The organism is bacterium, assembly GCA_021372615.1.
Taxonomy (GTDB): domain Bacteria; phylum Armatimonadota; class Zipacnadia; order Zipacnadales; family UBA11051; genus JAJFUB01.
In genome coordinates, this window is record JAJFUB010000114.1 from 16,550 (window position 1) to 32,156 (window position 15,607).

Genomic DNA, 15,607 nt, shown 5'->3' on the forward strand with positions numbered 1-15,607 from the left:
TGTCCTGTCTGTCGTTCCTCAGTAGCGCGGGCGGCCTCGCCCGCGCGGCTCGGGGACGGGCAGGCGAGGCCGCCTGCCCTACTGGAGTACCGACGCCGCCTGCCCTACTGGGGTACCGAGGCCTTCAACCAGGCGCGGTCTAGCTGCGCCTGTGGCACAGCAACAGCAGTTCCCGCTCCCAGCCCTCGAAGTCGTGGCCGTCATAGGCGCCGTACTGGGCCACGACCTCGAACCCCGCCTCCTCCAGCATCGCGGTCAGCTCCTCCAGCCCGTAGAGGCGAATGGAGGCGTGATGAACCCGGCGGGTCTGATCCTGCGCGTCGTACCAGTGGGAGTCGAGCCGGCGGCCCTGCCGGTCGTACGTGCAGCGCATGACGTACTCGTGGCGGCGGCCGACGCGAACGACCTCGCGGTAGGGGGCATACAGGATCTGGTGGGTGCTGTTGCGGGTGTCGAGGAAGAAGCGCCCGCCGGGCTTCAGGCAGCGGGCCGCCTCGCTGAGCACCTGCTGGTTCTCGCCGTCGGTCGGCAGATAGCCGAAGCTGTTGAACAGGTTCAGGACCACGTCGAAGGACCGGTCGGCGAAGGGCAGGGCCTGGGCGGCGCCCTGGACGAGCCGGAGCGCGGGCTTTGTCTCGCGGGCTGGGAAGCCCGCGGTCCAGCCCTCCTGCGCCAGGCGCAGCATCATCGGCGAGAAGTCCAGGCCCACCAGTTGGTAGCCCTCGGCCAGGAGCGGCAGCAGGTGCCGCCCCATGCCGCAGCAGATGTCGGCGATGGCGTCCTCGTGGCGCAGGGGCACGAGCCGCTGCAGTGCCGCGACCTGTTCGCGCGTCTCCTCGGGATCAGGAAAGCGGGACAGAACGAGGGAATCGGCGTGGTCGAAGAAGACCTGCCACCAGGGCTGATCCACAGGCATCACGAACCCCGGCCCAGGAGATCTTGCAGGTCTACGAACTCGTCGTTGGCCGCCATGGCGGAGCGGGGAGCGGCGCTGACGGCCGGGATGATCTCCGCGGCATGGGCCGCCATGACCTTCACCAGGCTGGCCTGGCGCTCCGTGAACTCCTTCTCGCCGTCCAGCAACACCAGGGCGCCGGTCGTCTCGGCCAGGCCGGGCAGCGGCACGACCAGCGCAGCGGCGAAGCCGGCCAGGGCCAGCGGACCGGTGGCTGTCGCCGGGTCGCCGAGGAGATGCGACTGAATGACCGGCTTCTCAGTCGCGAGAGCCTCCTGGACTATGCGCTCTTCAGACAGCTCCAGGGGTTTGAGTTCACCCGCCCGCTCGCCCACGGCACTGAGGCACGTCACGCGCCCGTCGTGGCCGCGCTGGAAGAGCCCGCAGTGGGCCGCGCTGGTGAGCTGGGCCGCAGCCCGCAGGACGCGCTCGAGCATGTGCAGCGGCGCGCCGGCCTCCTCGAACTCCCGCCCCAGCCGGACGAAGGCCGTCAGCTCATCGGTGGCCAGGCTCACCCGCTCCATCAGGTCACGGTTGATGGCGTTGAGTTCGTCGAGCAGGCGGCGGTTGGTGAGGGCGAGTCGGCGCTGCTCCAGGCCGCGCTGCACGATCCGCACCAGGTCGGCGTTGGCGAAGGGCTTGCGCAGGTAGTCGTAGGCGCCGCAGCGCAGGGCCTCGATCGCCGTATCGAGGCTGGCATAGCCGGTGACGAGCAGCACGACGACATCGGGGTCGGTGGCCTTGATGGCCTTGAGGACGGTGAGACCGTCAGTGTCGGGGAGGACGATGTCGAGGATGGCGGCCGCGAAGGGTTGCTGCTCCAGCAGGCGCAGGCCCTCCTGGCCGCTGCCGGCGGTCACGATCTCATGGCCCTGGCGGTGCAGCACCTCCGCGCTCACGCGGAGCAGGATGGGGTCATCGTCAATCAGGAGAATGCGGTCGGCCGACTGCGACATGCCGTGACCCCTCTTCGGGCTAGGCCCAGGCTGACGGCTGGACGGAGAAGCTCGTGAAGCTCCCGGTCGGCTCACCCCACGACACCTGCACATGGGTCACTCGCGCCGCCGGCGGCCCCTGACGCAACGCTGCGGCCAGGCGCTCGAGTTGGGCGCGCTCACCCTCGGCCACGGCCTCCACCTGGTCGCCACGCAGGTTGCGCACCAGGCCCCTGACGCCAAGCCTCCGGGCCTCGCTCAACACGAAGGTGCGGAAGCCAACCCCTTGTACCCTCCCGGATACAATGGCATGGAGGCGCATCTGGCTCGCGGGGGCCACCTCCTAGGCGGCCGGTGGCGTCGCGGCTCGCGGCGGGCCGGTCGCCAGGCCGATGCCCTTGCTGGCAATCAGCCCGCCAATCCACCCCATCACCAACAGGACCAGCAGTTTGGCCACCAGCACGAGCGCCAGCGGGGAGAGCGCCATGCGCGCTTCGGGCTTGGCGGTAAGGGTGCCCGACGGTAAGGGCGCGGTGGGAGTCAGGCCCGACACAGCCGGCCGGACCTGCCCTGCCTGCACCCCCAGCAGGTTCGCATCGAGACCATCGTACAGGCGGTATGCCCACCAGAACACCAGGGCCAACAGGGCCACGCCAGCCAGGAAGACCAGCAGGCCCACGGCCTGATTGAGCACGTGCGAAGGCTGGTTGACGGCAGCGTCCTGCCCCATCGCGTCACTCCTCTGTTGGGCGGATTATACCATGCGCCGGGAGGAGCGGCAACGGCGAGACGTCGGGGGGCTGACATGGGGTCTGCCTCGGCCGCCGACGGCTCCGCGGTCGGCGCTACGCTCCGTAGCGCTGACCATGAGTGAACCCTGAGATTGCCCTGAACGCCTCGACGGGTATGTTCACAATGTGGCTCCCCCTTCACGGGCGGGGCCGCACACATCCAGCACCTGGCGTCGCGGGAGGGCCTGACCATGGGCGACGCCGTTGGTCAAGGCGTCGAGGTGATCACTGTGAGACAGACTCTCCCGCTTGCGCTGCTTATCATCATCGCCCTGAGCTTGCTGCCCGCTCCCGGCACCGCGGCCGTCAACCTCGCCGTGGGCATGAGCGCCTCTGATGTCAGTCTGGGCGAGGCGCTGCTGGTGGCCGGCATCGCCTCCTTCCTGGGCTTCGACACCACGGTTGTTGTGCACTACCACAGCGACGTCAGACTGCCGCTGTCGGGTGTTCTGACCACGCTCCTGTTCTCCCGGATGCTCGACGCCGACCACCATCGGCTCGCGGCCTGGCGGTCGCAGGGACGCGGCTGGGGCCAGATCGCCCACGACCTGGGCGTCCATCCCGGTGCCTTCAACAAGCTGCGCAAGGGCCTGGACATCGGCTCCATGCGCGATGACGACTTCGAGCGCCTGGTGGTGGTGTGGACCCTCTCGCGGTACTACGGTGTCGGGGAGGACCGCGTGCGGGGCTGGCAGCAAGCCGGCACCCCCCTCCTCGGTGTGCTGATTGCGCTGGACCTCGGCGCCAAGTCACACCGTTCCGTGAGCGATCTGCTCAAGGCGCGTCGGTCGCTGCATTCCTGGAATGCGGTGGCCGACAAGGTCGGGGTCGGCAAGAGCGCGCGCAAGCGCCCGCAGAAGCCCAAGGGCGGCCAGGAGTTCCGGGGCCATGCCTCCGGGGCCACGGCCGGTGGCGGCCAGGGCAACGCCGCGGGCCAGGGCCATGGTCAGGGTCAGAGCCACGGGCAGGGCCAGGGCCACGGACAGGGCAAGGGCAAGGCCAAGGGCCACTGACGACGGGGCACTCACGCACGCAACATCAGACGCGCCTATCCTAGCTCAAGAGGAGACAAGCCATGACACGAGTACACCGCCTTAGCGTCCGGGACGCCACTTGCGGAGGCAGTAGAGGGGGAGGAACCCGGGGGTGGCGAGGCGGGCTATGGGCCGCAGTGCTGCTGGGCGGCGGCCTGCTGACGCTGGCCCTGAGTGGCTGCGGGGGCGGCGGTGGTGACGAGGACAGGGGGACCCTGAGCGTGGCCCTCACCGACGCCAGCGGCCCCTACGCCAATGTCGTCGTGAGCATCACGGCTGTGTACGCAGTGCCTGCGGGGGACGCGGGCGAGGAGACAGGCCCCGGTCTGCCCCTGGTGGTCGCCTTCGATACCCCGCAGGTCGTGGATGTGCTGACGCTGGGGTTCATCCAGCAAGTGCTGGGGACGGCCTCGGTGCCGGCCGGTGACTACGAGCAGATACGGCTGGTCCTGGCGCCCAATCCAGCGACCGGGGAGCCGGTGAACTACGTAACACTCGCCGCCGACCCGACGGCCAAGTTGCCACTGGACACCCCGAGCGGGCAGCAGTCGGGCCTGAAGATTGCCGGGAAGTTCACGGTCCAGCCCGGTGAGCTGACGGCGGTGGCCCTGGACTTCGATCCCTCGCGGGCAATCGTCAGCGCCGGCGCCAGCGGCAAGTACCTGCTGAAGCCCACCGGCATCCGCATCGTGACGATGGCCGACCGGCTGAGCACCTACGGCTCGCTGAGCGGGACGGTGGGGCCCGCCGAGGCGTGGCCGACCGCCCTTGTGTCCATCATGCCGGAGGGGAGTTCAATCGCGGTAGCCTCTGGTACGGTCAACCCGGAGGACGGGTCGTTCCGCGCCTTCCTCCCGGCGGGCTCGTACGCAGTGCGCGTGGACGCGACCGGCTACACGAGCTACGACTCGGCCACAGTCCCGTTGTTCTACACCGTGACCATAGGGGCCGACACGGTGGTGGGCGCCATCACGCTCTTGGCCCCCACGCCATAGCACCGCGCGTTCGTCTGAGAGGGTAGGGGCGGTCGTCCGCCCCTACCCTCCGTCCGCCGTCTGCGGTGCAGCGCCAGGAACACCCGCAGGAAGCCGGCGGGGCCCCGAAGGAAAAGGCACACCCGCAGAAAGTGCGCAAACCGTACTGCTTCCGCTCTCCCTTCTCTCGTGGCACTCGGGTACAATTCCCTCATAGCATCCATGCGTGTAGAGGAGCGAGTGCCATGCGGTCCATCTCACGAGGGTTCACGCTGATTGAGTTGCTGGTCGTCATCGCCATCATCGCCATCCTCGCGGCCATCCTGTTTCCCGTCTTCGCCCGCGCCCGGGAGTCGGCGCGCAAGTCCAGTTGCTCCTCGAACGTGCGGCAGTTGACGCTCGCATGTCTGTCGTACGCGCAGGACTACGACGAGTTGCTGCCCTGCGACTACTTCCCCGTCAACCCACATACGCGGCTCATCGGGGAGATCCTGCCCTACATCAAGAACACTCAGATCCTGTACTGCCCTTCGGCCTCGAAGATGGTCAACACGCCCGACGTGGCCGCCACCGCCACCAACTTCGGCTACGGCAACATCAGCTACTACTACTACAGCTATGACAACAACCTCGTCACCGGCGCGCCGTGGGGCACGGTGCCAACGACCATCCCGGGCGGCAGCACCGACGGGACCTCGACCTGGCTCGCCAAGGCCAGCGGCGGCTTCCTGACCGGCGGGGCCTTCGCCGGCGAGACGTACTACAAGAACGGTCCGCGCATACTGTCAGTGGCCTCGGAGGGAACCAGCATTGCGGCTGCTGACATCTGGGTCTGGTCCGACCCCTTCTACGGCTCAGGCAACTCCGTCAAGATCCACTCCGCCGCCTTCGGCTCCGTCAACGTCGGCTACCTGGACGGCCACGTGAAGTTCCAGCCGGGCCAGTCCAAGAATGTGTTCCACTAGGCGCAGTCGTCCCGGAGGCAAGAGGGAGCGCGGCGCCGGCAGCCGCGCTCCTGTCCTCTGGCGCGCATCCCGTCGGCACAGGACACTTGCCATGCACCCTCGTTCCCTGTTCCCCCTGGGCCTCGCCCTCAGCCTGGTCGTCGCCGCCGGCATGGGTCACGCCGCCTCGCTGAGCGACGCGGCCCGCCGCGGCGACACGCGCCTCGTCGCGCGGTTGCTCGCGAGTGGCCGGCCCGTGGACTCGCGCGACGCCGACGGCATGACGCCCCTGCTCGTGGCGGCACGAGGCGAGCAGCCTGCTGTCGTGGCGCAGCTTCTCGCGGCGGGGGCCGACGTGGCGGCGACGGACCCGGCCGGCATGACCCCGCTCAACTGGGCCGTACGCGAGAACTGCCGCGCGGCCGCTGCCCTGCTCCTGGAGCACGGCGCCAAGTCGAGCGCCGTGCTGGCCGCGGGCCTGGGCGACCTCGCGGCGCTGCAGGGCTACCTCGCCGCCAGCCAGGCGGTGGACAGTCGCGACCCCCACGGGTGGACTCCGCTCATCATGGCCTCCCGCAACGGGCACACCGAAGTCGCGCGATGGCTCCTGGCGCACGGTGCCGCTGTGGACGCGCAGGACGACGCCGGGGAGACGGCACTCGCCAAGGCGGCCCGGCAGGCCCACCCGGCCGTCGGCCGGCTTCTACTCGCCCATGGCGCGGCCTACACCATTCACGCCGCGGCAGCCTTTGGGGACCTGGCGCGGGTCAAGCAGCTAGTCGCCAGGGGTACGCCCGTGGACGAGCAGGACGGGCGCACCTGGACCGCCCTGATGATGGCCTGCCGCAACAACCGCCCGGAGGTGGCCGCATATCTCCTGTCGCGCGGCGCGGAGGCCAACATCCACTGTTACCACGGCGACAGCCCCCTGCATCAGGCGGCCGGGCAGGGCGCCGTGCCGACCGTGCGCCTGCTACTGGACCACTGGGCGCAGGTCAACACCCGCGATGAGGTCGGGCTGACGCCGCTGCACTGGGCGGCGCGGACCGGCCGCGGGGACGTCGTGGCGTTCCTGCTGCAGCATGGCGCCGACCCTCTCGCCCGCGGCCTCGGCGGGCTCTCGCCGGCCCGCGCGGCCCAGGACAACGGCCACCGCGAGGTCGCCCACCTGCTGCGCCAGGCGGCCGCCTCCCCGCGACAGCCCGCCGCGGCCGAGGACTACAAGGCCCAACTGATCGGGCAGTACTCCTTCTACAAGACAGCGGTCGGCAGGTTCGCCCCGGTCTACCCGGCCCTGGCGCGCCAGATCGTGATGGACTATGGCGTCAAGGACGGCATCTGCGTAGACCTGGGCGGGGGCTGCGGCTCGCTCTCGACGGCCCTGGTGAAGATCACGAACCTCAAGTCCTATGTGCTCGACATTGACCCGGCGGCCGTGCGCCTGTGCGGACTGTTGGCCGTCGAGAACGGTCTGTCCGACCGCGTCATCCCCATCGAGGGCGATGCGATGGCCCTGCCCTTCGTGGACAACTTCGCCGATATCGTCATCAGTCGCGGCTCCATCTTCTTCTGGCCCAGCCAGGTGCAGGGGGTCAAGGAAGCCTACCGCATCCTCAAGCCCGGCGGGGTGGCCTACATCGGCGGGGGCTTCTCGCGGCTGATTGACAAGCAGATCCTCGACGGGCTCAAGGCTGACATCGTGGCCAACCGGGGCAAGGGCAGCGGCGGGTGGGTGCCACTGGAGCAAGACATGGTGGAGCAGTGCCGCAAGCTCGGCATCCAGCAGGTCCGCCTGCTGCACGAGCCGGACAACCTGCCTGAGCGCGGCTGGTGGGTCGAGGTGCGCAAGTAGCCGCTCCGCGGGCGTCGTGGGAACGAAAGTGGGAAGGCCGTCGTTCTTGCCTGTAAGTGCCACATCAGGCCCACGCGAGGTGGACTCCCATGCGTCTGGCAGCCCTCTGTAGTCTCAGCCTCCTGATCGTTGTCTTCCTCATTCTGGCGTTGACCTCAGGCGCCCTGGCCCAGCCGGCCGAGGGCAGCTACGGTCCGTGCTGCCCGCTGGTCAAGGGGCAGAAGGCCCCGACCGCGCAGACCTCGGCGACGGGCACGACACTGACCGGCCCCCGCTATGTCTGTGTGACCAAGCCCGTGCTGCTCACCGTCAACGGTGCCACCTACGGGGTCCAGGCCCTGGAAGTCACCGGGTCGCTGCTTACGCCTGTACGCCTGCTGACGATGGCCGGCGCCAACCTGGAGTGGGGCGGCGACCGGCATGTCGTGCTGACCCGCGGCGCACGTCGGGTGGAGCTGATGCTCGGCAGCCACGCGGTTACCATCTACGACGGCACGGACTCGCAGATGGTCTCCTGGCCGCTGTGCCCGCGGCTCATTCGCGGCATCAGCTATGCGCCGTTGCGGCCGCTGGCCGAGGCCCTCGGGCTGGTCGTGGCGTATGACAACGGGGCGGTGGCCATCACCGCGTCCGAGACGGGGGGTGGCCCCGCCGTTCCGACCGGATCGTGCCCCGCTGACCGTGTGGACGCGGCGTTGGCAGTGACGGTGGTGCGCTCTCCCGCCGATAGCGCCTTCGGCGTCGGCGCCGGCATCGTTGAGGTCAAGCCCGGTGGCCTGGCCGAGAGCTTCGGCGTCCAGGCGAAGGATGTCATCATCGGTTGTGACGGCAAGCCGGTCAAGTGCCCCAAGGACCTGGATGATGCCCTGGCGCGACTGAAGCCCACGGGCGGGACCATCCAGACGCTGACTGTGGCCCGAGGCCAGGAGAAGGTGACGCTGCAGGCGAAGGCGGCGGGGCAGTAGGCGCCACACAGACGCGAGGAGTCGCCATGGCAAGCAGAGCATGGGTCAGCGCGCTGGCGCTGCTACCGGCGCTGGCGTGGGCCGCGCCACAGCAGCAGGTCGCCATCCGCGCCTACATCAACGTCAGCAGCGGTTGTCAGGCCGAGACCGTGGACTTCCTCAACGCGCTGAAGGCCAAGCACAGACCTCATGTGTCACTGGAGATGGTTGACTTCGGGGACCGGGGCAAGGGCCTCAAGCGCTGGCAGCAGTCCGGCCATCGCTGCCTGACCATCGAGCTGAACGGCTCGGCGCTGGTGAAGTTCCCGTACGCGAGCAAGACACACGCGGTGGCCTTCCAGATGCCGGTGGGGTTCAACTGGACGCACGCCGATCTGGAGCATGCCGTGCAGGCAGGGCTGCAGGGGCAGTTGCGGCCGGCCACGGCCGCGGAAGTCGAGGCCGCCGCGCCGCCGCGCCAGATCCGGGCCACCGTCACCACGGGTGCGACGACCGTCAACGGGCGGCGTTGCGGCGTCGTCGCGATCAACGGCAACATTGCCATGTACATCCCCGGCGCACCGACCGCGGCCGCCAAACGGGCGCAGGCCGCCGCCGCCGCGCTGAAGAGCTGGCTGGCCAAGCCGGTCAAGATGTCGCAACTCACGACGCAGCCGGTCACGGGGGGATGGAAGTTCCTGGCCGGGGGCAAGGGCGTCATCACGGCCACGGCCGCCGACGGCAAGGCCTTCGGTCAGTCGGCCCAGGCCGTGGCCGCCAAGTGGGCCTCGGGTGTGAAGTACGCCCTGGCGCGCGCGAACATGCAGTAGGCGGGTTCGTCCCCGAACCCGCAGGTCGTGTGCCTGGAGGACGAACCGGCACGTCGTGTGGGTCCGAGGACGAACCCACCTACGCGGCAGCCCCGCCGCTACTCCGCCAGCTCGATGATCCCCGCGCGGCTCACGTCGTACGAGTGGGCGCGCGTCCCCTCCCACATCAGCCACAGGTCGTCGAGGGCCTTGCGGACGCTCAGACTGAAGGCGAAGCGCGCGCCGGGCGTGGGCTCGGCTTCCAGCATCTTCCAGGGGATGCTGAACTCCGCCACCCACGTCCCCCGCTGGGGCGACTTCGCCGCGTAGACGATGCTCGCCGACTCCATCGTCAGCGGCTCCTCGTCACCGTTGGGGGCCCGACCGAACTGCAGGTGCCCGTTCGGGTAGCCCCGCAGCACGTAGATCGGCTTCCCCTTGGCGGCCTGCAGCGCCACCTCCACCGCATCATTGGTCCCCCACTGGTTGCCCTCGAGCTTCGTGTCCGGGTTGATGTCGCTCGTGATGGCGACAACGAGCGCATCGGCGCTGTAGGCCAGCCAGGCGCGGCTGCGGCGGGAGGCCGGACTGCCGTTCACATCCTGGGCCAGGAGCATCGCTGCCTCAGGCTTCGCGCCGCCCCACTCGGCCGGCTCGATCACCCCGTCCACAGTGACGGGAGCCGTCGCTCGAGACACGACGAACACCGGCGGCGGGGTCGTCTTGGCCGGCGTGGCCGCAGCCCGCGTCGCGGCCAGCGGCGGGAGCTGCTGGGGCGGCGGGTAGGTCCACTGCTCGACCGGCAGCACCGGGCGCAGTTCGCTCTTGACCAGGCCCATCTGCGCGAACGGGATGGGCTGGAAGCCGGGAAGGTGCTTGAAGACCGGGGCGTCGGCGCGCAAACGGAAGTCGCCCCGCGCCGCGTTCACGAAGCCCGGGTCCTGGTCGGTGATCCAGTTGTCGGTCTCGGGCACCTGCCAGCTGCCGCTGCTGACCGCCGCGCACATGGCGCGCACATTGCGCGTGGCCTTGCTCACGCGCGGTCGGGTCTCGGGCATGTCCAGGAAGCCCACCAGCTCCGGGTAGCGCTTCGTGTAGGTCTCGCTGGTGATGTCCACGTCCTGCACGAGCAGCTTCCGGTAGCCGGGGTCCTTCAGGAAGTCCATGTAGCGCTTGTACGGCCAGGGGGCCGACCCCAGGGGGCGCTTGCACTCCAGGAAGATGTTGTTGTCGGCCAGCAGGTCGAAGCCGCCGTGGGAGAAGACCGAGCCGAAGGAGCCCCTCCCCGGGTCGCCGCAGCGGAAGAAGATGTTGCCGATGACGAAGTCGCCGCCATCGCCGTCGTCGAAGTACACCGCGGCATTGCCGTGGCCCATCGGGCTGCCGATGTTGTGCCAGAAGTTGTACCGCACGATGTTGCCCCGGCACGACGGGTTGCGGCCCTTGTAGTAGGCCCCACAGTCGTCTGTCTCGGTGCAGATGTGGTGGACGATGTTGTACTCGAAGATGTGGTCGTTGCCGTGCACCCCGATGGCCTGGTGGGGCGCGTCGTGGATCAGGTTGTGGGCCATGCGGTGGCCCACGCCCTGGCACAGGAAGGCGTTCGCGTAGGTGAGCTGGTGGATCGAGTAGCGCCAGATGTGGTTGTTGACGGCCTCGTGGCCACCGGGGGTGAGGGTCTTGCGGTCGCCGCCGGCGAGGATGACTCCGCCGGTGCCGGTATCGTGGATGTCGCAGGCCTCGACGCGGTGCCGCGTGCCGCTCCCGATGTTGACGCCAACCTGCCGCACGTTGCGCACCTCGCAGGCCAGCAGAGCGTTCTGCGTGCCGCCGGAGATGGCCACGCCGTCGCCCAGGCCGGCCTCGATCGTGAAGCCCCGGAAGGTCACGTAGCTGGCGTCCTTGAGTTCGACGATCGGCGCGTTCAGCGTCGAGAGCACGAGCCGCGCGCCGGCCAGCTTCGCCGGCGGACAGAACAGCAGCCTGCCTGCCGCACGGTCAATGAAGTACTCGCCAGGTGAGTCGAGTTCCTCCAGTACGTTCAGGGCCCGGTAGCGTCGCGGCGATGGGTTCCCCTGCTTCACGCCGTAGACAGTGGGCTGGGCCAGCTCGATCCGTTTGGTCTGCGGGTCGAGGGACTTGATGCGGATCGTCTCGTCGAACCAGTCGAAGCACCAGTATCCCTGCAGCCAGACGCCGTCGGCGATGCGCCAGCGGCCGGGCGCCTCGCCGCTGTACTCGAAGATGCCGCCCTGCGAGCCCGTCCCACCGGTGCGAGGGATCGTGCCGGTCTCGATGATCTTGGCGATGGTCGTCCAGCCCGTGTTGGGCCAGCGGGCCAGTGTCATGCGCTCGTCGTTGCAGAACAGCTCCGGTACGGCGGGGGCGCCCCGGTAGCGGTCCGGGAACTGGCCGAGGTCCGTGAGGCCCAGCGTCCTGAGGTCGGCGACGAGCACATGGGAGCGCGCCTCCGACGTCAGCCGCTGCAGCACCGCCTCGTCCTGTAGGGGCGTCAGGGCGTCGGTGGGGATGGGGCAGCCGCCGGTCAGGCGTGGGCGGGTCTTCGCGGTGGCACGGTAGGCAATGGGGCTATCGGCGGTGCCGGCGTCCTCGGCGGTGAGCTGGAGCGACTGTGTCTGCCGATAGACGCCATCAGCGACCCAGACTGTGACGCCGCCTTTGGGCAGGCTGCCCTTGCCCTTCAGGTCGCGAATGGCGTCTCGGGCCCGGGCCAGCGTGGCGAAGGGGCCGTCGGTCTGCGCGTGGTTGGGCTTCTCGAGCTTCCCCGACCAGTTGTCTCGTCCCTGCGGGGAGACATGGAAGGCAGCGCCGGCGGCGCCGGCCTCGGCCATCGCCAACACGAGCAGCAACGCAGGCAGGATGAGGCGCATGGGTGCGTCCATGGGTGGAGCCTCCGTGAGTGGCGACCGACGGGGTGTGGGTGGCGCCGAGACCGCAAGCGGTCTCACGTGTGCGCCGGGCCCCACGGCCGGCGGCGGGGTCGAAGCCGTGCCGCTGTAGGGCGGGGGCTTGTACCCCGCCACGAATGGCACTAACCGACCGGATTGGGCGGGGTACAAGCCCCCTGAGACCGCAAGCGATCTCTACGCCCTACAGGCGCCCGACAGGAGTGTCGGGCGTACCTGACGTGGCGCTACTTCGTCACCTGCCAGCTATACATGTGTGAGCCGCTGCCGAAGTAGATGCGGCCGTCGAGCCAGTCGCCGCCGGGGCCGATGGACACCGGGGACTGGGCCAGCATCGTGATCGCGAACGTCTCCGGGTTCAGTAGCGCGATGCCCTTGTTGAGCAGCAGGTAGATCTTGCCGTCCGGGGCCGGGATGAAGATGCGCACCTGCTGGCTGCCGCTCGTGCGGCCCAGCTCCGCCTCGATGTTCTTCTCCATGACGATCTTGCGGGTCTTGGGGTCGAAGACGAAGAACCGGTTGCCGTCCACGAAGCCGAACACCAGGCCGTTCGGCCCCATGTACATGTCAGAGTAGCTAGAGGCCTTCTCCAGGAGCGGCTCGTGCCACTCGACCTGGTTGCTGTCCAGGTCCAGGATCGCCAACTCGGCAACCTTGGCCTTGACCTGGCCGCCCGTGCCCGCGGCGATGGTCGTGCCGATCAGCAGCTTGCGATCCGGCAGCGCCACGAGGCTCATCGGCGCGTGGTCGGGGATGAGCTGCGTGTGCTTCAGGACCACCGGGCTGCGCGCCTCGCGGTCCCAGATCAGCAGCCCGCCGCCGGTGAGGCCATAGCCCGGCGTGCCGGCCAGGATGACGGTCTTGCCGTCCGGGTGGGACAACAGATCGTGCGGGCGGTTGATTTCCGGGTTGGCGATGCCGACGATGTTCGGGTTGCACTCCTTGCCCTCGACGGTGTTCACCCAGGCCTTGGTCGGGTCCCACTGCTGCAGCACCCCATGGCCATAGCCACCGGCATAGAAGAAGTCGCCCTGGCGGACAACGGTGTTCCACTGGTTGTAGGCCGGGTGCCGCACCCACTCATCGGTCTTGGGGTTGTACGAGAAGAAGCGCATGGGGAAGGCCGTGCCGCCGCACATGGTACCGTCCGGCGCGGCGCACATGGCCATGATGTGGGCGCCCTCGCTCTTGTAGGTGAACTTGAACTCCTGGCTCTGCTTGGTCTTGGGGTCCTCGACGACCATCACTTGCTCGATGGTGTCGAGCTGCTTGAGCAGCCTGCCGTCGGGGAACCGCTGGTGGAAGAGGCTCTGGCTGGCGGCGATGTACGGCTTGGGCTTGAGGGCGGGCTTGTCGGCCAGGTCGGTCCGCTGGCCCTTGTACAGCTCCATCCACCGGCCGCCCTCGCCGCCGCTGAAGCCGTACACCTTGCCGTTCTGGTCGCGCACGACGGTGCCGCTGCCGTGCTTGCGGTCGGCCTCGGCGACCAGCGGCGTGGCCTGGCCGGTGGCGGGGTCGAGGACCACGATCTGGCTGGCGGTGCTGCCGATGCCCAGGTAGACCCAGCCCGCGTCATCGCAGGCGACGTAGCGCGGGTACTGCGCCCACGTCTGCTTGTAGATGTAGCCGTAGTCCTTGAACTCCCCCGTCTTGGGGTTGTAGGACACGACGCCGCTCTGGGGGTAGGTCGCCGACCAGATGACCCCGTTGTCATCCTCGGTCATGGCCATGGCCATGTTCGGGGTGGTCTGGCGGGTGAAGGTGAACTTGCGCTGAGCCGGGTCGAACTCCATGAACTGCGTGCCGAAGTGGGTATAGAACTTGTTCGCCGAAGACAGGATCGAGGCGAAGGGCGAGTCGCCGGCGGTGGGGACGGGAATGGGGTACTCCTCCGCCTTCCCGGTCTCGGCCTCCACCAGCAGCAGTTCGTAGCACCCGCGGCAGTCCATCAGCCAGGCCAGTGCGACGTTCTTGCCACTGCCGTCCTTCGTGGCCACGATACCGCGGTGGTTGGACAGGGGGGTGCAGACCCCGTGATCGGAAAAGCCGTTGCCAAGGTCCTTGGAGGCGGCCGGGGAGGGGCTGTTGGACATGAGCGCAAACACCACCATCAGAAGTAGAGTGAGCACGGCTGGTCGGGCAGTGTGCATGGTGCGGCCTCCGGTCGTGTGTAGGGTGGGTCTGTTCGTGGCCGGCGGGGCACTCCCCTCCCCCGTCGGAGCGCGGCTCTCCAGAGCCGCATGGCCACCCGGCGGAATGCGGCTCTGGAAAGCCGCGCTCCAACGCCGCCCCCTAACCCGCACCCCCGGGGCCCTGCGACCAGCCCAGCAGGCGCTTGATGTTACCCACCCGTCGGGTCGGCGACTGCCCCACAGCGCCGATCCACAGGCTCTCATTCCTCTGCTTGTCCTGCACCCACAGGGCCAGGCGGGACCCGTCGGGCTCGAAGAAGCTGCTGATGGCCGCCGCGGCGATGGTCCCCTGCCACAGCGGACGCGCCGTGGCCCGAGGGGTGGGCAGGAGCTTCAGGTAGGTGGGGTGCTTGCTGCGCTCGCCGGGGCTGTTGATGACCAGCAGTCGCCCGGAGGGCAGCATGTCGAAGGTGACGTTCTTGCCGCTGATGATCGCCTCCGGGCGTCCGAGGGACCCGCACCGGTACACGCCCAGCGTCTCCACCTCGTTCTCCATGGCCGTATACACGACGGCCGAGCCGTCGCGCAGCCACTTGGCCGGACCGAAAGCCGCGCCGATGTTGGCGCGATAGCCCGTGCCATCGGCGTTGACGAAGCACAGCGCCCCACCCTCCCAGGCATGCATGAAGGCCAGACGGCGGCCGTCCGGCGACCAGGAGATGTCGGCGACGCCATAGATGTCGTGGGTCCCCCTGACCAGTTGCTTCGGCTGGCCTCCGGCGGCCGGAATGACGAACAGCCCGAGGTCCTGATCGTTCTCGTCGCGCCGCCCGTACGCAATCCGCTTGCCGTCGGGCGACCACGACATGTCGCTTACGCGCTTGTCAGCCACCAGCACGCGGGCCGTCCCGCCCACCGGCAGAACGCTGAGCACCCCGCCCTGTACGTAGGCCAGCGCGTTGCCGTCGGGCGACCAGGCCAGTGGCCCGGGATCCCTGTCGGCGGCCCACACCGGCGTCCGGACGCCGGTCGCCAACTCGATGATCTCGCAGGTCCAGCCGCCGCTGATGATGGCGAGACGCTGCCCGTTGGGGGAGATGGCGAAGTCGTCCACCGAGTTGTCCGCGCCCTCGAGCCTCAGCACCTGCACCGGCACCGCCCCGGGCGTGGCGCTCAGCCAGTAGACGCCACCTTCACCTTCATACAGGCAGCCCCAGTGGGCGGCGGGGGCCGCCCAGGGGACGCCGCCCAACGCAGAGAGAGCCAGAACCACCAATGACGGCAGCCACAGACGAGACAGGCGGCACATG

13 protein-coding genes are annotated in these 15,607 nt (G+C 69.0%); 6 read left to right on the plus strand and 7 right to left on the minus strand.

The window, feature by feature from the left end:
* Positions 1-139 precede the first annotated feature (139 nt).
* The 4 genes from LLH23_17185 to LLH23_17200 are packed head-to-tail and all read right to left on the minus strand — an operon-like array spanning position 140 to position 2,620.
* Positions 140-916, minus strand: a complete 777-nt coding sequence (locus LLH23_17185) for a methyltransferase domain-containing protein (protein MCE5240199.1) — start codon at positions 914-916, stop codon at positions 140-142.
* Positions 916-1,911, minus strand: a complete 996-nt coding sequence (locus LLH23_17190) for a response regulator (GenBank protein ID MCE5240200.1) — start codon at positions 1,909-1,911, stop codon at positions 916-918. Before LLH23_17190 ends, LLH23_17185 begins: the two co-directional genes overlap by 1 nt.
* Before the next feature lie 19 nt (positions 1,912-1,930).
* A complete protein-coding gene (locus LLH23_17195; GenBank protein MCE5240201.1) occupies positions 1,931-2,212 on the minus strand; it encodes an acylphosphatase in 282 nt (93 codons plus the stop codon).
* A gap of 21 nt (positions 2,213-2,233) precedes the next feature.
* Positions 2,234-2,620 (minus strand): hypothetical protein, encoded by a 387-nt coding sequence (locus tag LLH23_17200; GenBank protein MCE5240202.1) that lies wholly within the window; start codon positions 2,618-2,620, stop codon positions 2,234-2,236.
* 291 nt (positions 2,621-2,911) lie between these two features.
* Between LLH23_17200 and LLH23_17205 the strand changes: the two genes are divergently transcribed.
* The 6 genes from LLH23_17205 to LLH23_17230 all read left to right on the plus strand — a co-directional run bounded on the left by LLH23_17205 (position 2,912) and on the right by LLH23_17230 (position 9,259).
* Positions 2,912-3,694, plus strand: a complete 783-nt coding sequence (locus LLH23_17205) for a hypothetical protein (protein ID MCE5240203.1) — start codon at positions 2,912-2,914, stop codon at positions 3,692-3,694.
* Between the two features lie 62 nt (positions 3,695-3,756).
* The gene (locus LLH23_17210; GenBank protein MCE5240204.1) at positions 3,757-4,710 is read left to right on the plus strand and encodes a DUF4382 domain-containing protein; all 954 of its coding nucleotides are present in this window, start codon (positions 3,757-3,759) and stop codon (positions 4,708-4,710) included.
* A gap of 224 nt (positions 4,711-4,934) precedes the next feature.
* The gene (locus tag LLH23_17215) at positions 4,935-5,654 is read left to right on the plus strand and encodes a DUF1559 domain-containing protein (GenBank protein MCE5240205.1); all 720 of its coding nucleotides are present in this window, start codon (positions 4,935-4,937) and stop codon (positions 5,652-5,654) included.
* Positions 5,655-5,745: 91 nt separating this feature from the next.
* A complete protein-coding gene (locus tag LLH23_17220; GenBank protein ID MCE5240206.1) occupies positions 5,746-7,485 on the plus strand; it encodes an ankyrin repeat domain-containing protein in 1,740 nt (579 codons plus the stop codon).
* Between the two features lie 89 nt (positions 7,486-7,574).
* Entirely contained in the window at positions 7,575-8,450 is an 876-nt protein-coding gene (locus LLH23_17225) for a PDZ domain-containing protein (protein MCE5240207.1), read from the plus strand.
* A gap of 26 nt (positions 8,451-8,476) precedes the next feature.
* Positions 8,477-9,259, plus strand: a complete 783-nt coding sequence (locus LLH23_17230; protein MCE5240208.1) for a hypothetical protein — start codon at positions 8,477-8,479, stop codon at positions 9,257-9,259.
* 98 nt (positions 9,260-9,357) lie between these two features.
* Here LLH23_17230 and LLH23_17235 read toward each other — a convergent pair whose 3' ends face one another.
* From LLH23_17235 to LLH23_17245, 3 genes are all read right to left on the minus strand, one after another.
* Positions 9,358-12,141 carry a right-handed parallel beta-helix repeat-containing protein gene (locus LLH23_17235; GenBank protein MCE5240209.1) on the minus strand — a complete coding sequence of 928 codons (2,784 nt, stop codon included), beginning with the start codon at positions 12,139-12,141 and terminating at the stop codon, positions 9,358-9,360.
* A 251-nt stretch (positions 12,142-12,392) separates the two neighbouring features.
* Complete coding sequence (locus tag LLH23_17240; protein MCE5240210.1) at positions 12,393-14,315, minus strand: hypothetical protein; 1,923 nt, start codon at positions 14,313-14,315, stop codon at positions 12,393-12,395.
* A gap of 142 nt (positions 14,316-14,457) precedes the next feature.
* Positions 14,458-15,606, minus strand: a complete 1,149-nt coding sequence (locus LLH23_17245; protein MCE5240211.1) for a hypothetical protein — start codon at positions 15,604-15,606, stop codon at positions 14,458-14,460.
* Position 15,607 lies beyond the last annotated feature (1 nt).

Coding starts and splice junctions, on each gene's coding strand:
- LLH23_17185 (MCE5240199.1), bottom strand. CDS start 916: ATGCCTGTGGATCAGCCCTGGTGGCAGGTCTTCTTCGACCACGCCGAT.
- LLH23_17190 (MCE5240200.1), bottom strand. CDS start 1,911: ATGTCGCAGTCGGCCGACCGCATTCTCCTGATTGACGATGACCCCATC.
- LLH23_17195 (MCE5240201.1), bottom strand. CDS start 2,212: ATGCGCCTCCATGCCATTGTATCCGGGAGGGTACAAGGGGTTGGCTTC.
- LLH23_17200 (MCE5240202.1), bottom strand. CDS start 2,620: ATGGGGCAGGACGCTGCCGTCAACCAGCCTTCGCACGTGCTCAATCAG.
- LLH23_17210 (MCE5240204.1), top strand. CDS start 3,757: ATGACACGAGTACACCGCCTTAGCGTCCGGGACGCCACTTGCGGAGGC.
- LLH23_17215 (MCE5240205.1), top strand. CDS start 4,935: ATGCGGTCCATCTCACGAGGGTTCACGCTGATTGAGTTGCTGGTCGTC.
- LLH23_17220 (MCE5240206.1), top strand. CDS start 5,746: ATGCACCCTCGTTCCCTGTTCCCCCTGGGCCTCGCCCTCAGCCTGGTC.
- LLH23_17225 (MCE5240207.1), top strand. CDS start 7,575: ATGCGTCTGGCAGCCCTCTGTAGTCTCAGCCTCCTGATCGTTGTCTTC.
- LLH23_17230 (MCE5240208.1), top strand. CDS start 8,477: ATGGCAAGCAGAGCATGGGTCAGCGCGCTGGCGCTGCTACCGGCGCTG.
- LLH23_17235 (MCE5240209.1), bottom strand. CDS start 12,141: ATGGACGCACCCATGCGCCTCATCCTGCCTGCGTTGCTGCTCGTGTTG.
- LLH23_17240 (MCE5240210.1), bottom strand. CDS start 14,315: ATGCACACTGCCCGACCAGCCGTGCTCACTCTACTTCTGATGGTGGTG.
- LLH23_17245 (MCE5240211.1), bottom strand. CDS start 15,606: ATGTGCCGCCTGTCTCGTCTGTGGCTGCCGTCATTGGTGGTTCTGGCT.